At 59.8% G+C, this 23,439-nt stretch carries 27 protein-coding genes and 1 riboswitch; of the genes, 4 read left to right on the forward strand and 23 right to left on the reverse strand.

Annotated elements, in window-relative coordinates:
• The 7 genes from ACK3EW_RS14490 to ACK3EW_RS14520 form a co-directional block, all read right to left on the reverse strand.
• Positions 1 to 315, reverse strand: a complete 315-nt coding sequence (locus tag ACK3EW_RS14490) for an antifreeze protein (RefSeq protein ID WP_292266954.1) — start codon at positions 313 to 315, stop codon at positions 1 to 3.
• Positions 315 to 620, reverse strand: coding sequence for an urease subunit beta (locus tag ACK3EW_RS14495; RefSeq protein WP_085628797.1), 306 nt, complete (start codon positions 618 to 620; stop codon positions 315 to 317). Before ACK3EW_RS14495 ends, ACK3EW_RS14490 begins: the two co-directional genes overlap by 1 nt.
• On the reverse strand, positions 617 to 796 hold the full coding sequence (locus tag ACK3EW_RS14500; RefSeq protein ID WP_493806754.1) for a hypothetical protein: 180 nt from the start codon (positions 794 to 796) through the stop codon (positions 617 to 619). The genes ACK3EW_RS14495 and ACK3EW_RS14500 overlap by 4 nt, the downstream gene beginning before the upstream one ends.
• Before the next feature lie 41 nt (positions 797 to 837).
• Positions 838 to 1,140, reverse strand: a complete 303-nt coding sequence (locus tag ACK3EW_RS14505; protein WP_188483957.1) for an urease subunit gamma — start codon at positions 1,138 to 1,140, stop codon at positions 838 to 840.
• Positions 1,141 to 1,143: 3 nt separating this feature from the next.
• Positions 1,144 to 1,968, reverse strand: coding sequence for an urease accessory protein UreD (locus ACK3EW_RS14510; protein WP_493806755.1), 825 nt, complete (start codon positions 1,966 to 1,968; stop codon positions 1,144 to 1,146).
• Positions 1,969 to 2,140: 172 nt separating this feature from the next.
• Positions 2,141 to 2,554, reverse strand: a complete 414-nt coding sequence (locus tag ACK3EW_RS14515; protein WP_493806756.1) for a hypothetical protein — start codon at positions 2,552 to 2,554, stop codon at positions 2,141 to 2,143.
• A 40-nt stretch (positions 2,555 to 2,594) separates the two neighbouring features.
• The gene (locus ACK3EW_RS14520) at positions 2,595 to 3,725 is read right to left on the reverse strand and encodes a lytic murein transglycosylase (RefSeq protein WP_493806757.1); all 1,131 of its coding nucleotides are present in this window, start codon (positions 3,723 to 3,725) and stop codon (positions 2,595 to 2,597) included.
• Between the two features lie 203 nt (positions 3,726 to 3,928).
• Between ACK3EW_RS14520 and ACK3EW_RS14525 the strand changes: the two genes are divergently transcribed.
• From ACK3EW_RS14525 to ACK3EW_RS14535, 3 genes are all read left to right on the forward strand, one after another.
• Complete coding sequence (locus ACK3EW_RS14525; protein WP_493806758.1) at positions 3,929 to 4,912, forward strand: fatty acid desaturase; 984 nt, start codon at positions 3,929 to 3,931, stop codon at positions 4,910 to 4,912.
• On the forward strand, positions 4,909 to 5,751 hold the full coding sequence (locus ACK3EW_RS14530; RefSeq protein WP_493806759.1) for a sugar phosphate isomerase/epimerase family protein: 843 nt from the start codon (positions 4,909 to 4,911) through the stop codon (positions 5,749 to 5,751). Before ACK3EW_RS14525 ends, ACK3EW_RS14530 begins: the two co-directional genes overlap by 4 nt.
• Positions 5,752 to 5,827: 76 nt before the next feature.
• The gene (locus ACK3EW_RS14535) at positions 5,828 to 6,664 is read left to right on the forward strand and encodes a 3-oxoadipate:acetyl-CoA acetyltransferase (protein WP_493806760.1); all 837 of its coding nucleotides are present in this window, start codon (positions 5,828 to 5,830) and stop codon (positions 6,662 to 6,664) included.
• A 255-nt stretch (positions 6,665 to 6,919) separates the two neighbouring features.
• Here the strand turns inward: ACK3EW_RS14535 and rpsA are convergent, their stop codons facing one another.
• The 12 genes from rpsA to miaB all read right to left on the reverse strand — a co-directional run bounded on the left by rpsA (position 6,920) and on the right by miaB (position 18,527).
• On the reverse strand, positions 6,920 to 8,605 hold the full coding sequence (gene rpsA / locus ACK3EW_RS14540; RefSeq protein ID WP_171046111.1) for a 30S ribosomal protein S1: 1,686 nt from the start codon (positions 8,603 to 8,605) through the stop codon (positions 6,920 to 6,922).
• A 269-nt stretch (positions 8,606 to 8,874) separates the two neighbouring features.
• Positions 8,875 to 9,489, reverse strand: a complete 615-nt coding sequence (gene cmk / locus ACK3EW_RS14545) for a (d)CMP kinase (protein ID WP_493806761.1) — start codon at positions 9,487 to 9,489, stop codon at positions 8,875 to 8,877.
• The gene (trmB, locus tag ACK3EW_RS14550; RefSeq protein ID WP_493806762.1) at positions 9,489 to 10,205 is read right to left on the reverse strand and encodes a tRNA (guanine(46)-N(7))-methyltransferase TrmB; all 717 of its coding nucleotides are present in this window, start codon (positions 10,203 to 10,205) and stop codon (positions 9,489 to 9,491) included. Before trmB ends, cmk begins: the two co-directional genes overlap by 1 nt.
• Before the next feature lie 60 nt (positions 10,206 to 10,265).
• Positions 10,266 to 10,805, reverse strand: coding sequence for a histidine phosphatase family protein (locus ACK3EW_RS14555; RefSeq protein WP_493806763.1), 540 nt, complete (start codon positions 10,803 to 10,805; stop codon positions 10,266 to 10,268).
• A 95-nt stretch (positions 10,806 to 10,900) separates the two neighbouring features.
• On the reverse strand, positions 10,901 to 12,082 hold the full coding sequence (metK, locus tag ACK3EW_RS14560; protein ID WP_493806764.1) for a methionine adenosyltransferase: 1,182 nt from the start codon (positions 12,080 to 12,082) through the stop codon (positions 10,901 to 10,903).
• 3 nt (positions 12,083 to 12,085) lie between these two features.
• A riboswitch (SAM-SAH riboswitch) is annotated at positions 12,086 to 12,133 on the reverse strand.
• Positions 12,134 to 12,145: 12 nt separating this feature from the next.
• A complete protein-coding gene (gene lnt / locus ACK3EW_RS14565) occupies positions 12,146 to 13,633 on the reverse strand; it encodes an apolipoprotein N-acyltransferase (RefSeq protein WP_493806765.1) in 1,488 nt (495 codons plus the stop codon).
• Positions 13,634 to 13,636: 3 nt separating this feature from the next.
• Positions 13,637 to 14,404, reverse strand: a complete 768-nt coding sequence (locus ACK3EW_RS14570; RefSeq protein WP_493809737.1) for a hemolysin family protein — start codon at positions 14,402 to 14,404, stop codon at positions 13,637 to 13,639.
• A 209-nt stretch (positions 14,405 to 14,613) separates the two neighbouring features.
• Positions 14,614 to 15,123, reverse strand: a complete 510-nt coding sequence (gene ybeY / locus ACK3EW_RS14575) for an rRNA maturation RNase YbeY (RefSeq protein ID WP_493806766.1) — start codon at positions 15,121 to 15,123, stop codon at positions 14,614 to 14,616.
• A gap of 59 nt (positions 15,124 to 15,182) precedes the next feature.
• Positions 15,183 to 16,160, reverse strand: a complete 978-nt coding sequence (locus ACK3EW_RS14580; RefSeq protein ID WP_493806767.1) for a PhoH family protein — start codon at positions 16,158 to 16,160, stop codon at positions 15,183 to 15,185.
• A 75-nt stretch (positions 16,161 to 16,235) separates the two neighbouring features.
• Positions 16,236 to 16,532, reverse strand: coding sequence for a hypothetical protein (locus ACK3EW_RS14585; protein ID WP_493806768.1), 297 nt, complete (start codon positions 16,530 to 16,532; stop codon positions 16,236 to 16,238).
• Positions 16,533 to 16,543: 11 nt separating this feature from the next.
• Positions 16,544 to 17,074 (reverse strand): OmpA family protein, encoded by a 531-nt coding sequence (locus tag ACK3EW_RS14590; RefSeq protein WP_493806769.1) that lies wholly within the window; start codon positions 17,072 to 17,074, stop codon positions 16,544 to 16,546.
• Positions 17,075 to 17,204: 130 nt separating this feature from the next.
• On the reverse strand, positions 17,205 to 18,527 hold the full coding sequence (miaB, locus tag ACK3EW_RS14595) for a tRNA (N6-isopentenyl adenosine(37)-C2)-methylthiotransferase MiaB (RefSeq protein WP_493809738.1): 1,323 nt from the start codon (positions 18,525 to 18,527) through the stop codon (positions 17,205 to 17,207).
• 113 nt (positions 18,528 to 18,640) lie between these two features.
• Here miaB and ACK3EW_RS14600 point away from each other — a divergent pair, with 113 nt between their 5' ends.
• Positions 18,641 to 19,507 (forward strand): hypothetical protein, encoded by an 867-nt coding sequence (locus ACK3EW_RS14600; RefSeq protein ID WP_493806770.1) that lies wholly within the window; start codon positions 18,641 to 18,643, stop codon positions 19,505 to 19,507.
• 6 nt (positions 19,508 to 19,513) lie between these two features.
• Here ACK3EW_RS14600 and ACK3EW_RS14605 read toward each other — a convergent pair whose 3' ends face one another.
• The 4 genes from ACK3EW_RS14605 to ACK3EW_RS14620 all read right to left on the reverse strand — a co-directional run bounded on the left by ACK3EW_RS14605 (position 19,514) and on the right by ACK3EW_RS14620 (position 23,412).
• Positions 19,514 to 20,524 carry a PAS domain-containing protein gene (locus tag ACK3EW_RS14605; RefSeq protein ID WP_493806771.1) on the reverse strand — a complete coding sequence of 337 codons (1,011 nt, stop codon included), beginning with the start codon at positions 20,522 to 20,524 and terminating at the stop codon, positions 19,514 to 19,516.
• A gap of 131 nt (positions 20,525 to 20,655) precedes the next feature.
• Positions 20,656 to 21,330: a flavodoxin reductase gene (locus ACK3EW_RS14610; RefSeq protein ID WP_493806772.1), complete on the reverse strand. Its 675-nt coding sequence runs from the start codon at positions 21,328 to 21,330 to the stop codon at positions 20,656 to 20,658.
• A gap of 58 nt (positions 21,331 to 21,388) precedes the next feature.
• A complete protein-coding gene (locus ACK3EW_RS14615; RefSeq protein WP_493806773.1) occupies positions 21,389 to 22,180 on the reverse strand; it encodes an enoyl-ACP reductase FabI in 792 nt (263 codons plus the stop codon).
• A gap of 2 nt (positions 22,181 to 22,182) precedes the next feature.
• Positions 22,183 to 23,412 carry a beta-ketoacyl synthase N-terminal-like domain-containing protein gene (locus tag ACK3EW_RS14620; RefSeq protein WP_493806774.1) on the reverse strand — a complete coding sequence of 410 codons (1,230 nt, stop codon included), beginning with the start codon at positions 23,410 to 23,412 and terminating at the stop codon, positions 22,183 to 22,185.
• Positions 23,413 to 23,439 lie beyond the last annotated feature (27 nt).

Genomic DNA, 23,439 nt, shown 5'->3' on the forward strand with positions numbered 1-23,439 from the left:
TCAGGCCCTCTTCAATCCACGTTTCGTCAGGCGTTTGTGATTGGCACGCGTTGCCTGCCGGATCGGTTTGATCGCCAGCGCGGCGACCACGTCCGGGCTTTTGCCAGTCATCGCGGCAAGTGACGCATCGGTCGAGCCTTTGACAAAGGCAAAGACCTTTTCGTTGAGCATCCGGCTGTTCTCGGTCTTGGGGACCGACCAAAAGCCCAGTGCCCCCATCACCCGCATGGCAATAACGCCCTGCGCTTCGGCCATGACCCAGCCCATTTGCATGGCGTTGGCCCAGTAATCCATCGGGGTGACGATGCGTGGCATCAGAGGTCTCCCATGACCTTTTGGTTAAAACCGATGACCCGGCGTGCGCCCCCCAGCGGGATCAATTGAACTTCGCGTCGCTGGCCCGGTTCGAACCGCACCGCAGTGCCCGGCGCAATATCGAGCCTGTGGCCGCGCGCAGCGTCACGATCAAAATCCAAAGCCGGGTTGGTTTCGGCAAAATGGTAGTGGCTGCCCACCTGAACCGGCCTGTCGCCCGTGTTCGCCACCATCAAAGTGATGGCAGGGCGGTCAGGGTTCAGCGTCAGCGATCCGTCCGCAGGAAACAGCTCTCCGGGGATCATTTGCGTCTCCGGATTTTGCCGAAGGCCAACCCGCTTGCCACAGCGATCAGACCCAGCGCACTGACGATCGCCAACCAATGCGCACCATCATGCGGATGCACATGAGCGCCGGGATGCGCCAACGCAGAGGACGCCCAAACCAAAGACGCAGCAGCCAAAGCAAGACCGTTTTTCATTTAGTAACCCTTTCGCTTCTTCTTTTTACAAATATGCAAACTCAACGGATCGGATTGTGCACCGTGACCAGTTTGGTGCCGTCCGGAAATGTCGCCTCGACCTGCACCTCGTGGATCATTTCAGGCACGCCCTCCATGCACTGATCGCGGGTGATCACCTGCGCACCGGCCTGCATCATATCCGCGACCGACCGCCCGTCGCGCGCGCCTTCGACCACCGCGTCGGTGATCAGCGCAATCGCTTCGGGGTGGTTGAGCTTCACGCCCCGTTCAAGGCGTTTGCGCGCCACGATGGCGGCCATGGCGACCAACAGCTTGTCTTTTTCGCGGGGGGTGAGGTTCATGTCTTAAAGTCTCCAGGATCGCGGCAGGGCGTCACCGCTCAGCCGATCAAGAACAGGAATGAGGGTGCGGCGCAGCGCGTACCCGTCTTCCGCCAATGCACGAAGGACCAGCACACCCGCCCGCACAAGCGACACACCAGCCGTGGGCGGCAGCATCGCGCGGATCGGGTCAAGATGTGCCTCGGCTTCCGGCGCTGCAAAAACCACCAGCGCCATGGCACGGGCACCGCCGCCCAGCGCGGATTTGTCGAGGAGGGCTGTGATGTTACCGTTCAATGTGCTGGCATCGCGAAACACCTGCTCTCCATCACGTTCCAAAGTCAGGCTGTCGGCAAAGCGGGCTTGCGTGACCACCTCACCCATGGCCAGACGGCCAAAGAGCACAGGTTCCACCACCAGCAGGCGGGCGTCGGCCGCCATCTTGATGGTCAATGACCTGCGCAACGCCCCGTTCTGGAACAGGATGGTTTCCTGCGGCAGCCAATCGACACGCGCTCCGGACTCAACTGTCACGAGGTTGCGTACCCGCGCAGTGGTTTCGTCGGCGGTGCGGTAAACACGTTCGGCGGCCTGCGTCGTCAGGCGCAATCGCGAACCCGTCTGTGCAGTGGCGGCAATGGATAATGTATCGCCACCCGTCAGCCCACCGGAGGTGTTCAGGATCACGCCTTCAACCGCATCCCGCGCCGGGGTCATCAGTATCTTGGCGGACCCGGTCTGGTGCAGATCGGCCAATGCCGACACCCCATCCGCCCGCGCTTTGGCGGCGATGTGCAGCTTGCCATGGGATCGCGGCGGCAAGTTGGTGAGGGCGGTCAGATGAGTCATGTTGACGGCACGCTAACAATCCGTCGCGTCCGAGTTCCAACGCATTTCGCGGAGCGACCTCAAAACAGGCGTATTGCGCCACCAATCGTGGGGGCCTTCAAAGCCAAACGCCCGCAAATTGGGCGGGCATTTCAATTTCGCACATTATTCAATCAAAAATGAAACTGCCGCATCACGACTCTGGCGCGCATTCGGGCAGTTGGTTCAGCATCATGTCGCGGGACGGGCGAAATCCATCCGGCAAGTCCTGCAACACCTCATCCACCACTTCGGCGCTCAGCGCGGCCACCTCGCAGGAATAGTCGCCAAACGTGCCATCGGGGTTTTCGGCCTGCCAGTCGCGGAAATCTTGGGTCTCGAAGGCAACAGCGGCACCGGCACCGACCACCGGGATCGCCACCAGCGCGCGACGCAGCCGCGCCTTGGCTTTTGTCCTGGCCACGACGCGGGCGAGTTCCTTGCGATGCGCCAAAGCGGCGGCTGATGCGCTAGCCGTTGCGGACGCAACTTGTGCCGACAGCGTCAGCGCCTGCACCCCCAGCGCCAGCGCACTGACCGCCAAGGCACCGCAAAGCCATATCAACACAACCGTGTTGCGCAGCCATCTGAAAACGCGAAACACCGGGCTAGCGCAGGCTTTGCAACAAGGCTTGCGACGGCGTACCGGTGACAGGCAATCCACGGCTGGTCTGATAGGCACGGATCGCGCTTTCGGTGTTAGACCCGATCACGCCATCTGCCCCCTGAGTGTCAAAGCCCCGTGCGGTCAAGCGTTGTTGCAAGGTGATCCGGTCCGATTTGGTCAGCCCATTTGCGTCGGGTGGAAATTCCATCCGCAAAGGCCCTGCCCCGCCGATCCGGTCGGACAGGTGACCCACCCCGATCGCGTAGGCGTCGGAGTTGTTGTATCGCTTGATGACCCGAAAATTCGCAGTTGTGGCAAAGCGCGGCCCGCCCGGCTGCGGCTGCAGAGACCCATTGGGCGATTCACTCCCCCAAGAGACACCCCGCTGCCATCCATTGCGTTGCAGGTAAGCGGCGGCAGAGGCCAAGGCATCAGTCGGATCATCCGACCAGATGTCGCGCCGCCCGTCGCCGGTATAATCCACAGCGAATTGCAGGAACGAGGTGGGGATGAACTGCGTATGCCCCATCGCGCCTGCCCAGCTTCCGGTCATTTGAGAGGCCGGGATATCGCCGTTCTGGATGATCCGCAGCGCCGCGATAAGCTGTTGTTCAAAGAACCGACCGCGCCGCCCGTCAAAGGCCAAGGTCGAGGTGGCCGAGATCACAGGGACTTCGCCCCGCCGTTCGCCATAAAAGCTTTCCAGCCCCCAAATGGCGCAGATGATTCTCGCATCGACGCCGTAACGGCTTTCCAATGCGTTCAATGTCCCGCGATGACGGGCAAACGCAGCGCGACCCTTTTGCACCCTCTCTTCAGACGCGGCGATGGCCAGATAGTCTTCGAGACTGCGCTTGAACTCCGTCTGATTGCGGTCGCGTGTGACCACGCCCGGCAAGTAACCGGTGCCCCGGAACGCCGCGTCCAGCGTGGATTGCGAAATGCCCTGCGCTGCCGCCCTGCCCCGGAACGATGCAACCCACGCGTCATAGGCCGCGTTCGGCACGGGGCGCAGATCGGCAGGAAGGCCTGTAGGGGCTTGAGTGCTCACACGGGTTGGTACGGCACGCGAACACGCTGAAAGGCCAAGGCCCAAAAGCCCCAGCCCGAATAGGCGTCGATTGATCTGCATCGGTCTGCTCACCTCTTGATGCGTTTTGCTTGTATTGTGAGGCCAAGTCGCCTGTCACACAATGGCTGGCTTGAACAGCAGGGGTTTTGCGCGGATGCCCGCAAATCCGGCACCCCTCAACAGAGCATTGGTCCAGCCCATCACCACACTTTTCTTTTGCACGAATCCCAGCCAGTCTGACGCAAACCCTTCAGGAGGACCCGATGGAGGCCAGCTTCTCACGCCGTAAACTGCTGACGCCCACTGAACTGCGCAGTCTGACGGAACGTTCGGACATGCAGGGCGCGATCCAGATGGGAAGCCATCTGGGTGCGATCCTGATCGTCGGCGTGCTGCATGCTCAGGCGATGGGCACGGGGTGGGTCTGGGTTACAGGTTTTGCCCTAGGTGTGCTGATCAACTTCCTCTACGCCGCACAGCACGAGTTGAGCCATGCCACTGTGTTCAAGACACGCAGCCTCAACGAGATATTTGGCAGGATCATCGGGTTCGTCCAAATCTTCCCGCGTGACTATGACCAAGTCATGCATTTCGCGCATCACCAGTACACGCAGGATTGGGAACGGGATGGCGAACTGGTGCGCGAACCCTACACGCTGACCACCTACCTGCTCTGGCTTTCGGGCATCACCTATTGGCGCAACCGGGTGTTCGGCGTGGTGCGCCGGGCGCGCGGGGTGATCGTGGAGCCGTTCATCCGGCCCGAGGAAGAAGCCAAGGTGATCCGCGAAAGCCGTATCCATCTTGGGCTCTATGTCGCGATCTCAGTGGTTTCGCTGCTGACGGGAAGCTGGGCCGCGCTGACCTTTTGGCTGATCCCGATGGTGCTGACCAAGCCCGTGCACCAGTTGCAGAACACCATCGAACATCTGGGCCTTTCCCACGAGAATGACATTCTGGAAAACACGCGCTCGACCCGCACCAACGCGTTCTTCCGCTGGCTCTGCTGGCAGATGCCCTACCACACCGCGCATCACACATTCCCCGCCGTGCCGTTCTGGAAGCTGCGGGAGTTGAACGACAAGATCGAAGGAGCCGCGGGTGAGGTGCACCGCATGGGCTGGATCGAGTTCCAGATCGAAGTCATCAAGAAACTGATGGCCAAGGACGAAAGCCAGTACCCGATGAACGAGGTCTGGATCGTACCCATGTCAGGCGGCCGCACCCGCCGGGTGCCTGCGGAGTGAGGCGGCTTCAGGTCTACACCTCACTTTGGGCGATGCAACCGCATGACCAGAGCGGGGTGAAGCTGCCCTTTGATCAGGTCTGCGAGATGGTCGCCGAGGCCGGTTTTGACGGGATGGCGATTGATCTGGGCGCGTCGGATGTAGAGGTCGCCCACGCGGTGCGCCCGCATATGGAGGCCAACGGCCTGACGCCGCTGATTGTGGCCTTCCCCAAGACGATTGAAAGCCTTGAAGATACGCTGCACATGGCCGTCGATTTTGGCGCGCCGTTTGTCGATGTGATCGGTCAAGTGATGCCGATCGCGCTCGACGATATGATTCCGGTGATCGAGACATGGATGACGATGTCCGACCGCATCGGTATGCCGATCCAGTTCGAGACCCACCGCAACTGTATCACCAATGACCTTTACACGACCTTGCAACTGCTCGACCGTATTCCGGACATGCGCATTTGCGCCGACCTGTCGCACTACGTTGTGGACCGGGAATTCTGGTTTCCCCTGTCGGATCATGATCTGGGGCTGATCAGCCGCGTGCTGAAACGGTCAGACAGCTTTCAGGGCCGCGTTGCAAGCCGCCAGCAGATCCAGCTGCAACTAGATTTCCCGCAGCATCAAAAATGGGTCGACCTTTTCAAGGGGTGGTGGCGCGAAGGCATGGCGGATTGGCACAGCCGAAACGCCTCTGGCGATTGCATCTTCGTCTGCGAGCTTGGCCCACCCGAATATGCGATGACAGGCCCGGACGGGCGCGAGATGTCGAACCGCTGGGACGAGGCACAGGTGATCCAACGCTGGGTGCGGGAGATCTGGACAGATTTGGGCGGCAACACCTGACCAGGTGAACAGATTTGACACCCCGGCATTTCCTGCCAAAGTGCGCGCCAATGCGTTCCAAGGACAGCTCGATCATATGACCAACCCCTGTATCATCTGCGTCGCCATCACAGGATCATTGCCGACAAAGGCCGACAATCCCGCGGTTCCAACCTCTGTCACGGAACAGATCGAAAGCACGCATGAAGCCTTTGAGGCAGGGGCCACCATCATGCACGCCCATGTGCGTAATGAGGATGAGACGCCAAGCTCTGATCCGGAAAAATTCGCTCGTCTCAAGGAAGGTGTCGAAAAGCACTGCCCCGGCATGATCGTGCAATTGTCCACCGGGGGTCGCTCTGGCGCCGGACAGACCCGAGGAGGCATGCTGCCGCTGCGGCCGGATATGGCGTCATTGTCGGTCGGGTCGAACAACTTTCCGACCCGTGTTTATGAGAATCCGCCTGATCTGGTTGCGTGGCTGGCCTCGGAGATGCAGGCGTACGACATCAAGCCCGAGATCGAGGCCTTTGATCTGTCGCACATCTTCCGCGCCGCGGCGATGTTCGATGCCGGAGAGATCAAGGGCACACCCTATGTGCAGTTTGTCATGGGTGTGAGGAACGCAATGCCCGTGGATCGCGAAGTGTTCGATTTCTACATCCACACGGTTAAGCGGCTGTTCGGTGAAACGACGCCTTGGTGTGCCGCAGGGATCGGGCCGAACCAGATCGTGCTGAACGAATGGGCGATCTCGTCTGGTGGCCATGCGCGGACCGGCCTCGAGGACAATATCCGTCTCGATCGCAACACGCTTGCGCCCTCGAACGCCGCTTTGGTCAAACGGGCGGTGGATCTCTGTGAGAAATATGAACGCCCAGTCGCCACATGGCAGCAGGCGCGTGAGATGCTTGGGTTGCGCAAGGTCGCCTGACGGGGGCCGGACCTTCGTTATTTCACGAATATTTTGGGGATTGGCCGCCGGTGGCGGACGGGGCGCAGCCGCCACTTTCCGTCAATGGAAACAGCCGATGCATCAATGCACAGACCGGACAATAAGCGCGACGGTGTTCCGTTGACGGTACGCGCAATATGCGCCGACGTACCTTGTACCCAGCCACCAACCGACAAAAGAAAAACCCCCGCATTCGGGATGCGGGGGTTCAATTGTCTCAGCTGATCAGATGGATCAGTTGTCGTCGCCCGACTTGAGCGCCGCACCAAGGATGTCACCCAGCGATGCACCGGAATCGGAGGAACCGTACTGCTGTACCGCCTCTTTCTCTTCCGCGATCTCAAGTGCCTTGATCGACAGACCCAAGCGACGGGTCTTGCTGTCCACGTTGGTCACGCGCACATCGACCTTGTCACCCACCGAGAAACGCTCAGGGCGCTGGTCCGCACGGTCACGCGACAGGTCGGAGCGGCGAATGAAGGACTTCATGCCTTCGAATTCCACTTCGATACCGCCTTCTTCGATGGCAGTGACCTGAACGGTGATAACCGAGCCACGCTTGGTGCCGCCAACCGCTTCGGCGAACTTGTCACCACCCAGCGCTTTGACAGAGAGCGAGATGCGCTCTTTCTCGACGTCCACTTCGGTGACAACGGCCTGAACCATGTCGCCCTTGCGGTAGTTCTGGATCGCGTCTTCGCCACGCTCGTCCCACGACAGGTCGGAGAGGTGAACCATGCCGTCGATGTCGCCGTCGAGGCCAACGAACAGACCGAATTCGGTGATGTTCTTGACTTCGCCTTCGACCTCGGTGCCCTCGGGGTGTGTTTCTGCAAACACTTCCCACGGGTTGCGCATGGTCTGCTTGAGGCCCAGAGACACGCGGCGCTTGGCACCGTCGATTTCCAGAACCATGACTTCGACTTCCTGCGAGGTCGACACGATCTTGCCCGGATGGACGTTTTTCTTGGTCCAGGACATTTCAGACACGTGCACGAGACCTTCAACACCCGGCTCCAGCTCAACAAATGCGCCGTAATCGGTGATGTTGGTCACGCGGCCCATGTGTACGGACTCAAGCGGATACTTGGCAGCAACCAGATCCCACGGATCTTCCTGCAGCTGCTTCATGCCGAGGCTGATGCGGTGCGTGTCTTTGTTGATCTTGATGACCTGAACCTTGACGGTCTCCCCGATTGTGAGGATTTCCGACGGGTGGTTCACACGGCGCCATGCCATGTCGGTCACGTGCAGCAGGCCGTCTACGCCGCCAAGGTCCACGAACGCACCGTATTCGGTGATGTTCTTGACCACACCATCGACTGCCTGACCTTCGGTGAGGTTGCCAATGACTTCGGCGCGCTGTTCCGCGCGGGACTCTTCGAGGATCGCACGGCGCGACACAACGATGTTGCCACGGCGACGGTCCATCTTGAGGATCTGGAACGGCTGCTTGAGACCCATGAGCGGGCCCGCGTCGCGCACGGGGCGCACATCGACCTGCGAGCCGGGAAGGAACGCAACAGCGCCGCCGAGATCGACAGTAAAGCCGCCTTTGACACGACCGAAGATCGCGCCTTCGACGCGGGCGTCGTCGGCATAGGCCTTTTCAAGGCGATCCCATGCTTCTTCACGGCGCGCCATTTCGCGGGAGATAACCGCTTCGCCGCGCGCGTTCTCTGCGGAGCGCAGAAATACCTCGACTTCGTCGCCGACAGACAGGTCAGGCGCTTCGCCGGGGTTTGCAAATTCTTTAAGATCAACGCGGCCTTCCATCTTGTAGCCTACGTCGATGATGGCCTGGCCCGCTTCGATTGCGATGACCTTGCCTTTGACAACGGACCCTTCGTCCGGTGTGTCCATTTCGAGGCTTTCATTCAAAAGCGCTTCGAATTCTTCCATAGATGCGTTCATAGCCATGTGGCGTCAGTTTCCTTTACGTATCATTTATCTGGCCGTGCGGTTGTCTCCGCCGGTCTGGGATGGTGTCCGCGCTTGCGGCGAACGGGATTGGTCAAGGCATCCGCAAAACAAAGAGGGCCGGTGATTGCCGACCCCTGCTCGATCTTCGTTCGCGGCGTTGTTTGCCTTTTAGCGACGCGCGGGCCATAGCAGAGCGCGTGGTACTGCGCAAGTGTGCGGCGCGCGCTTGGCTGATATTGGCGACCTTCGGCGCAATTTTAAGCGATTCAACCCGTGCGGCGCGCCTCAACCGCTGCGATGGCGGCCGCAATGGCGGCATCCACGTCCAGCTTGGAGGTGTCGATCATCACCGCATCATCAGCCGGGCGCAGAGGTGCATCAGCGCGGTTCATATCGCGGTCATCTCGGGCTTGGACATCAGCCAGAACAGTATCGAAATCGGTATCGAAGCCGCGTTCGGCCAATTCCGCCAATCGCCGCTTCGCGCGCACTTCGGCGCTGGCGGTGACAAAGAGTTTGACCTCAGCCCGCGGGCAGATGACCGTGCCGATGTCGCGCCCGTCCATGACTGCGCCGCCTGATCGACGGGCAAAGGCGCGCTGAAAATCAAGAAGGGCTGCACGGACCTCGGGGATCACCGCCACTTTTGACGCCGCCTGTGCCACGTCGGCGGTGCGCAGATCGGGGTTTTCAAGATCCCCCGCCGCAAGGCTTTGCGCGGCTGCAATCGGGTCTTCGCCCAGCAACATCCGCGCACCGACAGCGCGGTAGAGCAGCCCGGTGTCAAGATGAGCGAGGTCGAAATGCGCCGCGACCGCTTTGCTGATCGTGCCTTTACCAGCAGCGGCGGGGCCATCAATTGCGACTGTGAACGGGGACATCATGCCGGTTTCCGAAAGGTCATGTAATGCGGCATCCGCTTTTCCCGCAGCGCCTTCATTTCGTACCGGGTCGAGTACCAGTCCTCCCACGGGTGCCGCCAATCACTTGGCCCCTCGGCCAACCAGTCGAACCCGGCCTTTGGCACTTCGATCAGGGTTTGACGGACATAATCGGGAATGTCGGTGGCGACGCGGAACTCGGCACCCGGCTTGAGAACCTGAAACAGCGGCGCAAGATGCTCTTGCGTCACAAAGCGGCGACGGTGGTGACGTTTCTTGGGCCACGGGTCGGGATACAAAAGGAACGCTTTTTCCACTGATCCTGCGGGTAGAACGTCGAACAGATCACGCGCATCACCGGGATGAACCCGTAGGTTGGTTACACCCGCATCGCGGACCTTGCCCAAGAGCATCGCCACGCCGTTGATGAACGGCTCACACCCGATGATGCCCACCTCCGGATATGTCTGCGCCTGATGGACAAGGTGTTCGCCGCCACCGAATCCGATTTCGAGCCAAAGCGGCTTGTCCCCGAAGATCGCGGTCATATCGAGCGGCGTTCGCTCCGGGTTATCCTCCCAAGACACGGCACCGGGGCTGAGCGCGTCAAGATCGCTTTCGAGGTAGTCCTTTTGGTTCGGGCGCAGGGTCTTGCCCTTGAACCGGCCATAGAAGTTGCGCCACGGCGCGCCTGAGGGGTGTTTGGTCTCTGTCATGGCGCGCGGTTTAGCGATTGCAACACGCTCTCGCAACGGAGCTCTGCGTTTTTGTCGGCATCACGGGTCGATCAGGATCGAACCCAGCACTTCAAGACTGTCCTCTGCGTGGCGCACCACAAGCACTTCGCCGGATCGGGTCGTCTGGCCTGATAGAGCGCGGATATTGACCTGATGGGTGACGATGAAGGGGCGGTCCGTGCGATCAGCAAGAACGGTGAGCGCCTCGGCTGTTTGACTGTCGCGAGTCGAGAAATCCTGAAAGAAGGAATTGAACGCGGGCACCTCTTGAACCGGGCCAAGGTTCAAAAGGTCAGCAGTGTCCCGGCAGCGGCACCACTGGCTGGTCAGCACGACATCAAAACCATGCCCACGGTCGCGGAACGCCTGACCGATGCGGGTGGCCTGATCCCTGCCCTGCTGGCTGAGGTTGCGCTGGGTGCTGCAATCACCCACCGTCAGGTTGGCGGGGTCGCCAGTGCCGGGGGCCAGAGCGTGGCGCATGATCGCAAAGGCGCCGGGGGTATTGAGCGCGTCCCAATCATTGGCAAGCGCGACCCCCGGAAGCATCAAGATCAGAAAGATCAGGTGTTTCAGCATATCCTGCCCCTATTGGTGATTTCACCCCGGGACATAGTGTTCTGTCGCAAAAGGAAAATCGGGCCGGGCATATGTGCCCGACCCGGTTTGATGTTTCAGACAGACGCCTTGAGCGCGTCCACAAGATCAGTGCGTTCCCAGCTGAAGCCGCCATCCGCTTCGGGCGCACGGCCGAAATGGCCATAGGCTGCGGTGCGTTCGTAGATCGGCTTGTTCAGCTCCAGATGCGTGCGAATGCCGCGCGGGGTGAGGTCCATCACCTTGGGGATTGCCAATTCGATTGCCGCTGCTTCGACATCACCCGTGCCATGAGTATCGGCGTAGATTGACAGCGGCTTTGACACACCGATGGCATAGGAGAGCTGAATCGTGCAGCGTTCGGCCATGCCGGCGGCAACCACGTTCTTGGCGAGATAACGCGCGGCGTAAGCGGCGGAACGGTCCACCTTGGTCGGGTCTTTGCCCGAAAAGGCACCGCCGCCATGCGGGGCCGCACCACCATAGGTGTCGACGATGATCTTACGGCCCGTGAGGCCAGCGTCCCCGTCAGGGCCACCGATCACGAAAGTACCGGTCGGGTTGACCCACCATTCAGTGGCATCGGTGATCCAGCCATCCGGCAGAACTTCACGGATATAGGGTTCGACAATCGCACGGATGTCGGCAGAGCTTTGGCTTTCATCGGCGTGCTGTGTCGACAGAACGATCGAGGTCACGCCCATCGGCTTGCCGTTTTCATAACGAACCGAGATCTGCGACTTGGCATCTGGGCGCAGCAGAGGCTCGGCCCCGGATTTGCGCACCTCGGCTAAGCGGCGCAGAATTGCATGGCTGAACTGGATCGGCGCGGGCATGAGCGCGTCCGTTTCGTTGGTGGCATAGCCAAACATGATGCCCTGATCGCCAGCACCTTCGTCCTTGTCACCGCTGGCATTGACGCCCTGCGCGATATGCGCGGATTGCTGGTGCAGCAGGTTGGTGATCTCGCAGGTGGCGTGGTGAAACTCGTCCTGCTCGTAACCTATGTCCTTGATACAGGCGCGGGCGATATCCGGGATACGCTCCATATAGGTTTGCAGGCGGGTCTGATCCGACAGACCCACCTCTCCACCGATGACGACACGGTTGGTCGTCGCGAAGGTTTCGCAGGCCACCCGGGCTTCGGGTTCTTCGGAAAGAAAGGCATCAAGGATCGCGTCCGAGATACGGTCACAGACCTTATCCGGGTGGCCCTCGGAGACGGATTCCGAGGTGAAGATATAATTCTGTCGGGACATAAGTGCTCCATTGGGGTCTGCCGTCACGTCAGGAAGCCGTTGTGACGGGAATGATGATCTGCGTTACGCGTCAGGCTCTGCCGGGTCAATGGGGTTGCGCCGTTTCCATAGAAGCAGAGTCGCAAATGCCACGATCAGAGCGGTCAGAGCGAGCCAATCGCCAGTACGGCTGTACAGCGTCGGCGCGCGTTTGGACGGTAGAGGCACATCAAGGAACCCTGCCCGACCAAGCGGGATTGCGCCAACAGTCCGGCCCGCCGGGTCGATCATCGCCGAGATGCCGGTATTCGCCACACGGATCATCGGCAGTCCCTGTTCAATGGCGCGCAGGCGGGCTTGGACTAGGTGCTGTTGTGGGCCAGCGTTGATGCCGAACCATGCATCGTTGGTGATCTGAAGCAGCATGTCCGGACGCGTCGGCGCACCGTTGACGTCCTGCGGGAACACGGCTTCGTAGCAGATGAGCGGCAACGCTGTGCCCAAAGGCCCAAGGTCTATCAGCGCAGGGCCTGGGCCGGCGGAGTATCCTGCTTCGGCGCGTGTTGCGAGACCGAGGATGTTGAACCGAGCAAACAGCGCTGCTGCTGGCATGTATTCCCCAAAGGGCACAAGATGGTGCTTGTCGTACAGTTCAGTCACCTGTCCCGTACCGTCCAGCGTGACGAGGGAATTGAAGTAGCGCCCTTGCTCTTCGCGCTGGATGCCTAGAACGACCGGTGTGCCAGCGGCGGCGTCTGCAATCACTTCGAGCGCCGGACCTGCATTGTCGAGCAGGTTCGGCACAGCTGTTTCCGGCCAGACAATAAGATCGGGTTTGGGCCGTTGCGCGGTGAAATCCACCTGACGGTTAAAGAACATCGGGATGAAATCGCGGTCCCATTTCTGGTGCTGCGGCGCGTTGGGCTGGATCAGGCGCACGATTGGGCGACCGTCCAAATCCTGCACTGGTGGGGCAATGATGGTGCCACCAGCCCACAGGAGGATGATCCCCCCCAGAGCGATTAGACCGAATTTCACGGTTCGCGCAGTGGTGACACATGCCACCATTGCGGCGAGCGCCAAGGTCAGCAGTGTCATCCCGTGCGGACCAATGACAGAGTGCCATTGCGCCACTGGCGTCGGCGCCCAAACATAACCAACAAGCCCCCACGGAAAGCCCGTCAGGATATAGGCACGTGCCAGTTCGATGGTGGCCCAGCACAGCACGATACCGAACATGCCGTGGTGCAACCGACGCCCTACCCAGAACGCAGCTGCCCAGAGAAGCGCCAGGCCCGCCGCCAATCCGACCAGCGCAAAGGGCGCCATCCAGCCCGTGGCGGCTGCATCCACAGCAAAGGGTTCGACGATCCAATGCATCGAAAGGGCAAAATACCCGGTTCCGAACAACCATCCTGTCCAGCCCGCAGATCGTGCGCTTGTGTCACGCCGGGCGAGATACAGAAGTCCGACCAGAGCGGCCAGCGCCAACGCCCATAGGTCAAACGGGGCCTGACCCAAGGCAAAGACGCCACCAAGACACACTGCGCCAAGGCGGCGAAAGACACGCATGGATCAGGCGGAGCGCGCGGTGGCTGCAGCAGGCTCGGCAAGCTCGCGAGCGCGGGCCGTGTCGCTGGCGGCCGTTGTCTTGAGGCGCACCCGCATCCGTTTGATCCGGCGCGGATCTGCATCGATGACCTCGAATTCGGGGCCTTCGGGATGCGGCACCACTTCTCCGCGCGCGGGGACATGACCGGCCAGCATGAAGACAAGACCACCCAGCGTATCAATCTCTTCGCCGTCGATATCATCGTGATCGGTCAGGTTCAGCCCAATCTCGGCTTCGAACTCTTCCAGCGGTGTTCGGGCAAAGGCCAAGTACACCCCCGGTTTCTCGCGCGAGAAATTGGTGGCTTCATCAAGGTCGTGTTCGTCTTCGATTTCGCCGATCACCTGTTCGATCAGGTCTTCAATGGTCACCAAACCGTCAACACCACCATATTCGTCGATCACCAGCGCCATATGTCTCCGCTCGGTCTGCATCTTGGCCAGCAAGACGCCAATCGGCATTGACGGCGGTACAAACAGCAAGGGTCGGAGCATCTGTTTGAGATCGAATTCGCTGCTCTTGCCATTAAAGCCGTATTTGAGCGCGAGGTCCTTGAGATGGGCCATGCCCACGGGTGTGTCGAGCGTGCCACTATAGACCGGCAAACGGGTCAGGCCGCTTTCGCGGAACACATCCACAAGTTCGGATTTGGTGATGGTGTCTGCGACAGACACGATGTCCGCGCGGGGGACCGCGACGTCTTCGACCCGCATACGGCGCAGGTTCATCATGCCATCAATCGGAGACAGTGATCGGGATATTTCCGGCGCCGGAACGGTGTCGGTCACTTCAGCCGTGCCGCCCATCCAATTGCGCAGACGTGAAAAAAGCCCACGTCCCGGTTGTGTTTCAGTCATCTCGTGCGCGCGATGCGCTGCGTTAGACGAGTCGTCGTTGTCGCCCATTTTTTCCTGTTCCGGTGGTGGCCTATTGGCCCGTACTATCCCCTATATGGGTCCGCAATACCCATTTTGCCAAGTATCTTAGTCTCCAACCCTTCCATCAGCGTGGCATCACGGTCACGAACATGATCATAGCCCAGAAGATGTAACACGCCGTGAACAATCAAATGGGTGACATGATCGGCTATATCTTTGCCCACAGCGTCCGCCTCGCGCAGGCAGGTATCATAGGCGATGGCAATATCACCGAGGCTTTCGCCCATCATGGGATCAGGCGGTGGTGGCGGGTGTGGCGTGACGCCGTCTTCGTCGGGGGCTAGATCGTAACTTGGCCAACTGAGCACATTGGTCGGCGTCGGTTTGTCGCGGAATTCGGCATTCAGATCGGCGATCCGCGCATCGTCACAGGCGAGGATCGCGATTTCGTAGCCTTCAACTGAAAACCCGAGATATTCCAGCGCCTTGAGCGCAGCATCCTCGGCCAGAGCGTCAAGCCCCACCTCTTCCCAGCGGGGGTCTTCGATCACAATGTCGGTCAGTGTGGTCACTGCTTATGTCTTGGGGGCTCTGCCCCCAAACCCCCGGAGTTTATTTGGCAAGATGAAGATCAGGGCGCTTCCGCGTCTTTCTCGTAAGCCTCGATGATCGCGGCCACAAGCGGGTGGCGCACCACGTCCTTAGATGTGAAGTAATTGAAACTGATCTTCGGGATCGTCTTGAGCAGCCTTTCCGCATCGGCAAGGCCCGAGGCAACGCCACGCGGCAGGTCGATCTGGGTGCGGTCACCGGTGATCACCATGCGCGAACCTTCGCCGAGACGGGTCAGGAACATCTTCATCTGCATCGACGTGGCGTTCTGCGCCTCGTCCAGAACCACGAAGGCATTGGACAGCGTCCGACCGCGCATGAACGCGAGCGGCGCGATTTCGACAGTCTTTTCCTCGATCATCTTTGCGAGTTGTTTGCCCGGCAGAAAATCGTTCAGCGCGTCGTAGAGCGGCTGCATGTAGGGATCGACCTTGTCCTTCATGTCGCCCGGCAGATAACCCAGCTTTTCGCCCGCCTCGACCGCCGGGCGGCTGAGGATGATCTTGTCGACTTGCCCCGTTGTGAACATGTTCACGCCCACCGCGACCGCAAGATAGGTTTTGCCGGTGCCTGCCGGGCCGATGCCGAAAGCCAGTTCATTTTCGAACAGCGACCGGACATAGGCCTTTTGCGCGTCGGTGCGTGGCTCTACCAGTTTCTTGCGAGTCTTGATTTCGACCGGACCACCTTCGAACATTTCGATCTGTCGGTCAGGGCCGGTGTCTTCGGGGGCCATACGGAATTCGCGGTCGATGTCGCCGGGTGACACGGTGCGCCCTTGTTCGAGCCGCTGGTAGAGCGCCATCAGTACATCGCGCGCTTCGGACTGTGCCTCGGGTTCGCCGTGAATGGCCAACTGATTCCCTCGGCGTAGGATCTGAACCCCGAGACGAGTTTCGATCTCGGTCAGATTGCGGTCATATTCGCCGCAAAGGTCGATGAGCAAACGGTTATCTGGAAATTCTACAAGCGCTTCTGACAAGGTGTCTGTGGTCACGCGGGTCTCCGGTGCAAGGGTGTCAAGAACAGGGTGTCAAGTTCCATCACGCAGTGCAAGCGGTCACCCTTTCCGTCACAATACGTCCCCAAACGAGGAGCCACCTTTGAAGTCACCTATCGCGGTATTCCGCTCATCTGCATTGCCGGAGCAGACAGGCGTCCCATCCGTGTTCAGTCGCGGCGAGAGATAGCCTTCGACGCCATCGTCGATGATCCAGTGATCGCAGCCATTGGGATCAATCCAGATGCCTGCCTGAAGCTGGCTGAGCGGTTTGCTGTCAATGCCGCGGTCAAAGCTTTTGTCGTCGCCGACGGCTTCGCATCCGGCAAGCGCGACGCAGAGTCCGGCAAGAGCAACAACACGGATCATGACGGGTCTCCTCAGCGCAGGCACAGGATTTCCACCCGGCGATTTTCAGCCATTCCGGCGGCGGTTGTGTTGGTCGCGACAGGTCGGCTTTCGCCGAAACCCCGCACCGAATAAATGCGCGCGCCGGCTTGCTGGGCGATTTGAGTGACCGCGCGGGCACGCCGTTCGCTCAGCGCCATGTTCGATGCATCTGAGGCACGGCTGTCGGTGTGGCCTTCGATCACGAACCCATTGGCGCGGTTGAACGCGAAGAAACTGCGCAGGCTGTCGGCGCCTCCCGGCGCGATCGTGGCGCTGCCGGTGGCGAACATCGTATCGGTCGGCACAATCGCACAACGGCTGATCTTGTGGCACACGGGTGTGCCGTTGCGACGCAGATGTGGGCTCATGAAGCCTTCGACGCCATCATCCATGACCCAGTGTTCGCAGCCATCGGGATCAATCCATATGCCGGGGACGTAGCGTTCGCCCTGCTGCGCGGGCGCAATCTGGGGCACGGCCAGCGCGATACTCAATACCAATGCGGACAACCGCCCTATCATTCCCGCATCTCCCGGCTGTGGCGACGCCCCATTCCAGGAAAGGGCGTCTGATTCATCCTCATACTACCAAAGACAGCGGTTCAGGGAAGAGCGAACCTCTATATATCGCGGCGCACCCTTAGATGATGTGTCATTTGGCCAACGCCCCCTTGAGCGAGTTGCGCCCCGAGTCGATGATCTTCACACGGCGCAGGTCACCGGGGTTGAGCCCGTCTGCTTCGACATGGACGGCATGAAGGTGGTCGGATTTGCCGACCATCTGGCCCGGCAAGCGGCCCGGCTTTTCAAAAAGCACACCAACTTCTTTGCCGACCATCGCGTCCTGTGCCGCCTTCTGCTGTTCGGTGATGAGCGCTTGAAGGCGTTGCAGGCGGTCATCCTTGACGTCTTCGGGAAGCTGGTCGCGTTCCGCCGCCGGGGTGCCGGGGCGTGTGGAATATTTGAAGCTGTAGGCATAGCCGTAATTCGACGCGCGGATGATGTCCAAGGTCGCCTGGAAATCCTCTTCGGTCTCTTCCGGGAAACCGACGATGAAATCGCCCGACAACAGAAGGTCTGGGCGTGCCTTACGCAGCTTGTCGATGATTACAAGGTAGCTTTCGGCGGTGTGCTGTCGATTCATCCGCTTGAGGATGCGATCAGAACCGGACTGCACAGGGAGATGGAGGTATGGCATCAGTTTCGGGCAGGTGCCATGTGCCTCGATCAATTCATCGGTCATGTCGTTGGGATGGCTGGTGGTGAAGCGGATACGCTCCAATCCGTCGATGTCGTTGAGTGCCCAGATCAGGCGAGCAAGCGACCAGTCGCCGCCCTCACCCGCGCCGTGATAAGCGTTGACGTTTTGACCCAACAGAGTGATCTCGCGCACGCCGCGCTCCACCAGATCGCGGGCCTCATGCAGGATGCGGTCGGCGGGGCGGCTGACTTCGGCACCGCGCGTGTAAGGCACAACGCAGAAGGCGCAGAATTTATCGCAGCCTTCCTGCACGGTGAGGAATGCCGTCGGGCCGCGCTTGGCTTTGGGGCGGTTTTTCAGAACCTCGAATTTGTCTTCTTCGGGGAAATCGGTGTCGAGCGCCTTTTCGCCGTTCTGAACTTTAGCCTCCAACTCAGGCAGGCGGTGATAGCTTTGCGGGCCAACGACAAGATCGACCATCGGCTGGCGGCGCATGATTTCCTGCCCCTCGGCCTGTGCGACGCAGCCCGCCACACCGATTTTGAGATCGGGCTTTTCAGCTTTGAGGCCCTTGTAGCGCCCCAGTTCGGAATAGACCTTCTCCGCCGCCTTTTCCCGGATGTGGCAGGTGTTGAGCAGGATCATATCCGCATCGTCGGGCGTCTGCGTTTCGACATACCCCTGCCCGCCCAGCGCTTCGGCCATGCGTTCGCTGTCATAGACGTTCATCTGACAGCCATAGGTCTTGATATAAAGCTTCTTCGGTTCGGACACGGGCCAATCCTCCGGGGCAAGGTTCAGGGCGTCGCGATACCGCATGTCACCCCTGTCTTGCAATGCACGCTTTTTTCATCGACTCTGTGCAAAACCCCGGCAAAGGGCCCCTCATGCGTTACGGCAGCGTCACTGAATTGGTATCCCAGAACCCCGGCGCATTCGCCAAGGGGCCGATTGCATTGGTTTTTGCCGAAGACGCGGTAGAGATCGACACAACGGTGCGCCACAATCTGGACCTTGGGTTCAAATCCAATATCCTTTTCATGCCTGCCGAATTCGACCTTGCAAAAGACACGGCGGAACACGTCATTCGCGTCGACAACGACATCACTCGCCGAGGCAACCGCGAAGAGATCGTGAACACCATAATCGACAAAGCGCCGGGCGTGTGGATGTATGTCTGCTACAATGCAGAATACCTGTTCTTCCCTTTTTGCGAGACACGCACCATCGGGGAGTTGCTGGCCTTTCACACCGAAGAACGCCGCGATGCGATGCTGTGTTATGCCATAGACCTGTACGCCGGTGACCTTGATGCCCATCCAGACGCGGTGGATATCGACAACGCCTATATCGACCGGTCCGGATATTACGCCTTGGGACGTACCGACCCGGCCACAACCTATCCCAAGGAGCGGCAGCTTGATTTCTTTGGCGGCCTGCGGTGGCGATACGAGGAACACGTGCCACCAGAGCGGCGCAAGATTGACCGGATCGCGCTGTTCCGGACGAAACCCGGGCTGCAGCTTCGGGCTGACCACACATTCAACGATGAAGAATACAACACTTATGCCTGTCCATGGCACCACAACCTGACAGCGGCGGTGGCGACATTCAGGACGGCGAAGGCGCTGAAGCGCAATCCGGGTTCGGCCTACGAGATCGAAACATTCCGGTGGCACAATTCGGTGCCCTTCGAATGGCATTCGCGGCAATTGCTGGATTTGGGGCTGATGGAGTCAGGCCAATGGTTCTAGACCTCGCTATTCGGCGCCCGGCACATCCAAAGTGACTATCGTGCCCACCGCGCCGCGCGTCACCTGCAGCGACGCCTGCAAGCCGTCGCACAGCCCCTGAACGATACGCCCGCCCAACCCGTCAGAATTGGGCCATGTCACATCTTCCGGCAAGCCAACCCCGTCATCGGTCACCATTGCGCGCATCCCGCCATTGTCGGTGCGCATGACGCGCAATTCGACCAGCCCCGATTTCTGCTCACGGAACGCATGTTGCATGGCGTTGGTCAAAACTTCGGACAGGATCAACCCGATGCGCACGGCGGTTTCCGTGTCGACCATCAGCGGTTCGACATGGATGTTCATGCGCACTCCGGGACGACTGTCGAGATAGGCAATCGCGTTGGCCACCCGGCCCAGATACGCGCCCAGTTTGATTTTGCCGTCATTGCGCTCCAACGTGGCCGCCGACATTTCCTCGTAAAGCAATTGCAGGCTTTCGATTCGGCGCGACAGATCTTTGTATTCCTCTGGCGCCTTGCTGTTGCGGGCTTTCATGCGGATCAGGCCAAGGATCATCGACAGATGGTTTTTCACCCGATGTTGGATCTCTGCCATGACGGTTTCGAATTGCCTGAGCCGTTCAGCTTGTTTGTCGTTCTCGACCTCGCTTTGAAGGCCGACGAAATACACAAGCTCTTCGTTCTCGTCCATGACCGGCGAAATCAGGAGCGCGTTCAGAAACGCTTCGCCATTGGCGCGCACGTTCGTCAACACGGTCGAAACTTCTTCGCGGTGTTCAATGGCTTTGCGCAGGTCTTCAACAGCCGAAGACGAGGTTTGTTCGCCCTGCAAGAATCGGCAATTGCGGCCCAAAGCCATTTCGGACGTGTACCCGGTCAGCCTTTCAAAGGCGCGGTTGACGTAGACAATCGGATTGTCTGGCAAACGCGGATTGGTCAAAACCATAGCAACGGTCGACGCACTGAAGATCGCAGTTGCGTCTTGTTCGCTGATATCTCCGGGTTGAAAAGACACTTTTCTGTCCATTGTCACGTACCTCGTTCGGCAATCGGCCTCGTCCCACTCTGCGTGCGCCCACACCTTGCGCCGCACACGTCGTGCAGCAGTATGTGTGGGCGGCTTTGCACCACGTTCGACTGACTAAATCAGTCCAAGTCTTCGGTGACGATCCGCTCGTCCGAAACGTTCAAATCCTTCAGCGCCTTGGAGATATCGTCGATCATCGGTTCCGGTCCGCAGATGTAGATTGGGCCGTCCGTCTGAGAGACAATCGGGGCAAGGTACTCCTTGTCGATCTGATCCCGCGCAAGCTCACTTTCAGGATCATCTGTCACAACAAAATGGCAGTTCAAGCCGGGCATTGACGTGAAGGCATCGCGCAGGATGATGTCGTCCTCGGTCTTGTTGGAAAAGACGAGGTGACAATCCTTCAACGTGCCATGCGTTTGCAATCGACGTTTCAGCACGGCGATGAAGGGTGTGATCCCGGCTCCACCCGCGATGAACACTCCCGGACCCTTGTCTTCGATAGCGCCCCACGGATCGCTGACTTCGACCTGATCGGTCATCTGCATCTTAGCGATCTGTTCGGTTACACCGTCATGGTCAGGATAGGACTTGATGACGAATTCCAGCGTCACATCGGTAGGTAGGCCGGTAAAGGTGAACGGGCGCTGCTCGTCGCGCCATCCGTCCTTGGCAAGCGCAAAATCGCAGGCCTGGCCGGGCGTGTAGACGTAACCATCGGGTTTGTTGAACACCAGATGGTGGGTGTCATGCGTCACAGGTTCGATGCTTTGCAGCGTCAGCGTATATGTCATTTGACGTGTCTCCTTTGCAGAAGACAACGATCAACTCAGGGCAGAGTTCCCAACTACGTCAAAGATGCTCGAATTGCGGCATACCCAGAACATGGAACCCACCATCGACGCGAATGATCTCGCCCGTGGTGCAAGCACCGGCATCCGACGCAAGATACACCGCTGTCCCGCCCACAGCTTCGAGAGTGGCGTTGGAGCGAAGCGGAGCATTCTGATCGGTGTGCTTGTAAGTCTTGCGCGCACCACCGATCGCCGCCCCGGCAAGTGTCTTCATCGGACCGGGGCTGATCGCATTGACGCGGATGCCTTCGGGACCAAGATCGTTCGCCAGATAGCGCACAGAGGCCTCCAACGCGGCCTTGGCCACGCCCATGACGTTGTAACTGGGTGTTACACGGGTGGAACCCATATAGGTCAGCGTCAGCAGCGTACCGCCGTTCTCCACCATGAGCGGGTGCGCCCGACGCGCCACGTCGATGAAGCTGTAGGCCGAAATATCGAGCGACGTCTTAAAGTTGGCGCGGCTGGTGTTCAGGATCCGCCCCTGCAATTCCGACTTGTCGGAAAACGCGATGGCATGGACAAGGAAATCAATCGTCGGCCAGCGCGCGGCCAGTTGTTCGAACGCCGTGTCGAGCGAGCCATCGTCGGTTACATCCACATCGACCATGAAATCCGACCCGACATTGGCCGCCAGCGGCTCAAGACGTTTGCCAAAGGCTTCGCCCTGATAGGTGAAGGCAAGCTCGGCCCCGGCCTCGGCCATCGCCTTTGCGATCCCCCACGCGATGGACCGCTCGTTGGCGACGCCCATGATCAGGCCGCGCTTGCCCTTCAATTGTCCTGTCATTTTCAATCCATGTACTTCGACAACAACATCGACCCGTTGGTGCCGCCAAACCCGAAGGAATTGGTCATCACCGTATCAAGACCCGCATTTTCCACCAGTGCCGTGGCGATCTCTTCCGGTTTCAGTGCCGGATCGAGTGTTTCCACGTTGATCGATGGAATGATGAAATCGTCCCGCAACGCGAGCAGGCAGTAGATCGCCTCTTGCGCGCCGGTGGCGCCTTGGCTGTGACCCGTCATCGACTTGGTAGAACTCACCGGCGGTGTCGATCCATCGCCAAAGACACGCCGCACCGCTTCGATTTCACCCACATCGCCCACAGGCGTCGAAGTGCCATGGGCATTGATATAGCTGACTTTGCGGCCCTCCGGCAGCGTCTTGAGCGCGCCGCGCATCGCGCGCTTACCACCCTCTCCGGACGGGGCGACCATGTCAGCACCGTCGGAGGTGGCCGAAAACCCGGTGACCTCGGCATAGATCGTAGCGCCCCGTGCCAGCGCGCGCTCCAGCGGTTCAAGCACCACAATCGCGCCACCGCCCGAGATCACGAACCCGTCGCGCCCCGCATCAAAGGCCCGCGACGCTTTGTCCGGCGTGTCGTTGTATTTCGACGACATCGCGCCCATCGCGTCGAACAGACAGGACAGCGTCCAGTCCAGTTCCTCGCCACCGCCTGCGAACATCACATCCTGCATGCCCAAAGCCACCTGCTGCGCCGCCATGCCGATGCAATGGAGCGACGTCGAACAGGCCGAGGTGATCGAAAAATTCATACCCTTGATCTGATATGCCGTCGCGAGGTTGGCGCTGACCGTCGACGACATGGTTTTGGGCACCGCGAACGGCCCGATCCGTTTTGTTGCACCTGTGCTCAGCACGGATTGATGCGCAGTCAACATGGCGCTGGTCGACGGTCCGCCCGATCCGGCGATCAGACCGGTCATCGGGTTCACCACCTCATCCGGTGTCAGCCCAGCATCGGCAATCGCCTGTCCCATCGCGATATGCGCATAGGCAGCCCCCGGCCCCATGAAACGGAGCGTGCGCTTGTCCACATGCGCGGACACATCAAGGTCGATGGCACCGGCCACCTGCGACCGGAACCCATGTTCAGCCATATCGGCATTCGCGGTGATCCCGGACCGGCCTGCTTTCAGGCTCGCGGCCACCTCTTCGGGATTGTTCCCAATAGATGAAACAATTCCCAATCCTGTCACGACAACACGGCGCATCACGGCTCCTTACAATTGTTGCATGCG

The sequence above is a fragment of the Marivita sp. NO-S04 genome (assembly GCF_059070475.1).

Excerpts from the sequence above, each read along its gene's own strand:
- lnt (WP_493806765.1), bottom strand. The coding sequence starts at position 13,633 with ATGCGTGTCTTTCGCCGCCTTGGCGCAGTGTGTCTTGGTGGCGTCTTT.
- ACK3EW_RS14620 (WP_493806774.1), bottom strand. The coding sequence starts at position 23,412 with ATGCGCCGTGTTGTCGTGACAGGATTGGGAATTGTTTCATCTATTGGG.
- ACK3EW_RS14495 (WP_085628797.1), bottom strand. The coding sequence starts at position 620 with ATGATCCCCGGAGAGCTGTTTCCTGCGGACGGATCGCTGACGCTGAAC.
- ACK3EW_RS14590 (WP_493806769.1), bottom strand. The coding sequence starts at position 17,074 with ATGATAGGGCGGTTGTCCGCATTGGTATTGAGTATCGCGCTGGCCGTG.
- ACK3EW_RS14510 (WP_493806755.1), bottom strand. The coding sequence starts at position 1,968 with ATGACTCATCTGACCGCCCTCACCAACTTGCCGCCGCGATCCCATGGC.
- ACK3EW_RS14555 (WP_493806763.1), bottom strand. The coding sequence starts at position 10,805 with ATGCTGAAACACCTGATCTTTCTGATCTTGATGCTTCCGGGGGTCGCG.
- ACK3EW_RS14570 (WP_493809737.1), bottom strand. The coding sequence starts at position 14,404 with ATGATGAACCTGCGCCGTATGCGGGTCGAAGACGTCGCGGTCCCCCGC.
- ACK3EW_RS14490 (WP_292266954.1), bottom strand. The coding sequence starts at position 315 with ATGCCACGCATCGTCACCCCGATGGATTACTGGGCCAACGCCATGCAA.
- ACK3EW_RS14600 (WP_493806770.1), top strand. The coding sequence starts at position 18,641 with ATGCGTTACGGCAGCGTCACTGAATTGGTATCCCAGAACCCCGGCGCA.
- metK (WP_493806764.1), bottom strand. The coding sequence starts at position 12,082 with ATGTCCCGACAGAATTATATCTTCACCTCGGAATCCGTCTCCGAGGGC.
- ACK3EW_RS14535 (WP_493806760.1), top strand. The coding sequence starts at position 5,828 with ATGACCAACCCCTGTATCATCTGCGTCGCCATCACAGGATCATTGCCG.
- trmB (WP_493806762.1), bottom strand. The coding sequence starts at position 10,205 with ATGACAGAGACCAAACACCCCTCAGGCGCGCCGTGGCGCAACTTCTAT.
- ACK3EW_RS14610 (WP_493806772.1), bottom strand. The coding sequence starts at position 21,330 with ATGACATATACGCTGACGCTGCAAAGCATCGAACCTGTGACGCATGAC.
- ACK3EW_RS14615 (WP_493806773.1), bottom strand. The coding sequence starts at position 22,180 with ATGACAGGACAATTGAAGGGCAAGCGCGGCCTGATCATGGGCGTCGCC.
- ACK3EW_RS14585 (WP_493806768.1), bottom strand. The coding sequence starts at position 16,532 with ATGATCCGTGTTGTTGCTCTTGCCGGACTCTGCGTCGCGCTTGCCGGA.
- ACK3EW_RS14500 (WP_493806754.1), bottom strand. The coding sequence starts at position 796 with ATGAAAAACGGTCTTGCTTTGGCTGCTGCGTCTTTGGTTTGGGCGTCC.
- ACK3EW_RS14525 (WP_493806758.1), top strand. The coding sequence starts at position 3,929 with ATGGAGGCCAGCTTCTCACGCCGTAAACTGCTGACGCCCACTGAACTG.
- rpsA (WP_171046111.1), bottom strand. The coding sequence starts at position 8,605 with ATGGCTATGAACGCATCTATGGAAGAATTCGAAGCGCTTTTGAATGAA.
- ACK3EW_RS14505 (WP_188483957.1), bottom strand. The coding sequence starts at position 1,140 with ATGAACCTCACCCCCCGCGAAAAAGACAAGCTGTTGGTCGCCATGGCC.
- ACK3EW_RS14520 (WP_493806757.1), bottom strand. The coding sequence starts at position 3,725 with ATGCAGATCAATCGACGCCTATTCGGGCTGGGGCTTTTGGGCCTTGGC.
- cmk (WP_493806761.1), bottom strand. The coding sequence starts at position 9,489 with ATGTCCCCGTTCACAGTCGCAATTGATGGCCCCGCCGCTGCTGGTAAA.